Source organism: Streptomyces sp. NPDC048411 (assembly GCF_040704695.1).
Lineage (GTDB): Bacteria > Actinomycetota > Actinomycetes > Streptomycetales > Streptomycetaceae > Streptomyces.
This window is the reverse complement of the sequence record NZ_JBEZKL010000305.1, coordinates 1-1,375: the sequence shown is the minus strand read 5'-3', so window position 1 is coordinate 1,375 and position 1,375 is coordinate 1. Positions and strand designations below refer to the sequence as shown.

Annotated in this window: 1 protein-coding gene; it reads left to right on the top strand. The window is 66.9% G+C overall.

The annotated features are described in order from the left end of the window. Window positions 1-271 precede the first annotated feature (271 nt). Window positions 272-1,354, top strand: a complete 1,083-nt coding sequence (locus tag AB0915_RS39180) for an IS110 family transposase (RefSeq protein WP_366696183.1) — start codon at window positions 272-274, stop codon at window positions 1,352-1,354. Window positions 1,355-1,375: the final 21 nt, after the last annotated feature.

The following is a 1,375-nucleotide window of genomic DNA, read 5'->3' as shown; positions in this document are numbered from 1 at the left end:
AACATAACTGTGAGAGTTCTTCTGCGGCCCGGGATGGGTTGCTGCCAGGCTCGGCGCTCGTGATCCGGTATGACTCACAACATAACTGGCGCCCCGTCAGGGGCTGCCGTTCCCCCGAGATGTCTACCGGGCACGGGCGTCGGCCTGGCCCACCCGTTGGCTTGATCAGCAGCTTGTCCGCCTTGCGGCGTGACTCATCACAGTTCCGCCACGCGGTGACTCCACCCAGGCCGACGCCGTTCACGGCCGTCTCTTGGAGGAGAGCAACCGCATGACCATGCTCGCAGAACACGTCGACGGCGTCATCGGCGTCGACACGCACCGCGACACCCTCGCCGCAGCCGCCGTCAGTCCCATCGGCGCCGTCATAGCCAGCACCGATTCCCCAGCCAACGCCCGCGGTTACCGACGCCTGCTGGACTTCGCCCGTCAGTACGTACCTGGCCGCCGCTGCTGGGCCCTGGAAGGCGTCGGCAGCTACGGCGCCGGCCTCGCATCCTTCCTGGCCCAGGCCGGTGAGCAGGTCGTCGAGGTCTGCCGACCCAAGCGAGCGGCCAACCGGGGCGGCCGCAAGACCGACATGCTCGACGCCGTCCGAGCCGCCAAGGAGGCCCTGTCCACCGAGCATCTGATCCAGCCTCGCCTCCGCGGCGAACGCGAGGCACTGCGGGTGCTGCTTGCCACCCGCCACGGCGCGGTCCTCGCATCCACTGCTGCGATCAACCAGCTCAAAGCCCTGATCGTCTCTGCGCCGGACGAGCTCCGTGCCGAGCTGCGGAAACTCAAGCGTCCGGCCCAGATCACCTACTGCGCTCAGTTCCGGGACCGCCCGGCCCAGGACCTTGAGCACCGGATGACAGTACGGGCCATGCGGTCCACGGCTCAGCGCGTCCAGGCCTTGCAGGCCGAGGCCAAGGAGCTCGAGAACGAGATCCTCGCCCTGGTGAGGCAGCAGGCCCCGGAGCTTCTCGGCCTGCTCGGCGTCGGACCGATCACCGCCGCCCAGATTCTGGTCAGCTGGTCTCACCAGGGACGATTCCGCTCGGAAGCCGCGTTCGCCTCCTTTGCAGGCGTCTCGCCGATCCCCGCCTCCTCCGGACTGACCAACCGGCACCGCCTAAACCGCAGCGGAGACCGGCAGCTCAACCGGGCCATGCACACCATCACCCTGATCCGCATGCGACTTGATCCCGCCACGAAGGCGTACGTCGCCCGGAAGGTCGCGGAAGGGAAGACCTCCCGTGATGCGCAACGATGTCTCAAACGAGTGGTCTGCCGACAGATCTTCAAGATCCTCGAACACGCCGACCGAAACCGACTTGAGAACGCCGAGAATCTCACTCAAGCGGCTTGACACGACATAGCAGCCTCGGGG